Raw genomic sequence first — 1,134 nt, 5'->3', positions numbered from 1 at the left:
TTTTGCTAAGACAGTAAACAATACCCGCTTTCCCCTCTCGTGCTTTCACAAACTTCTTAATTGTCTCTATACGCTTTTTCGCAGGCAACACATCAATTTCTATGTTCTTACGTTCAAAACTAGATAAGAATGTTTTTGCTTCGTAAATGCCAAGCTGGATTTTAATATCTTTTTGCGTGGCCGCATCAGCTGTCGCAGTTAAAGCCACAACAGGAATATTTGGGAATAATCTTATTAATTGGCTAAGTTGCGTGTACTCAGGTCTAAAGTCATTTCCCCACACCGAGACACAATGCGCCTCGTCTATCGCAATCTGATCGACCTTGATAGATTGAATCCATTGCATAAATCCCCAGGTAAGTGCCTTTTCTGGTGACACATATAGTAATTTGATATCACCGTAAGCTACACGCTCTTGAATAATTTGGATATCAGCCTCGCTACATGAACTATTCAAAGCTTCTGCTTTAATTCCATTCTCCTTTAGAGAAGAGACTTGGTCTTGCATAAGTGCAATAAGTGGAGATATGACTATTGTTAAACCTTCTAAAAGTATGGCCGGCAGCTGATAACAAATAGACTTACCGCCACCCGTTGGCATAATTACTAAACTAGATTCATGGTTGAGCGTACGATTTATGACGTCTTCTTGATTTAAGCGAAAAGAATCGTATCCGAAATACTTCTTTAAGGTTTCGTGCGTGCTAGTTGTCTTGATATCCATGTTAAATAACCGTGTTCTTTATAGTAATGAAGCTCTAACCTACCGCCATAGTTTTCAAATACCTTACAAGCCAAGTAGGTTGTATCGCGTATGTCGTAACGCTTGAGATAATCTTACGAGTTAAGAGCTATGTCAGTTAGGGACATTAGACGGACAGTTAATCTGAGATTCCATATGCTGAGCATATTCATAAAGTTCTCGATAAGCTTCCTCGCCTTCGGATATCGTTTTAATGTAATAATTTCTAACTACCAGCGCGGTAATACTAGAGGTAAAAAGTATCACAAGAATATCGGTGATCAGTTCTGCTAATTGCATTTTGACACCTCTTTCTGACTATCAATTATTTCCTTTTTATTGTTAAGCAGCCGAGGAACAACGACTAGGTCTAAATGATACTTTGCTAACTC

At 38.6% G+C, this 1,134-nt stretch carries 2 protein-coding genes; both read right to left on the bottom strand.

Features of this window, described 5'->3' with window-relative positions; all coding sequences use genetic code 11:
- The coding region (locus A3756_RS23355) for a RecQ family ATP-dependent DNA helicase (protein WP_156490724.1) at window positions 1–724 on the bottom strand (724 nt) is incomplete at its 3' end.
- 132 nt (window positions 725–856) lie between these two features.
- On the bottom strand, window positions 857–1,042 hold the full coding sequence (locus tag A3756_RS23350) for a hypothetical protein (RefSeq protein ID WP_068513214.1): 186 nt from the start codon (window positions 1,040–1,042) through the stop codon (window positions 857–859).
- Window positions 1,043–1,134: the final 92 nt, after the last annotated feature.

It is taken from the genome of Oleiphilus sp. HI0086 (assembly GCF_001635225.1).
Note: the sequence above shows the minus strand (reverse complement) of the source record. Positions and strands in the feature narration are given on the sequence as shown.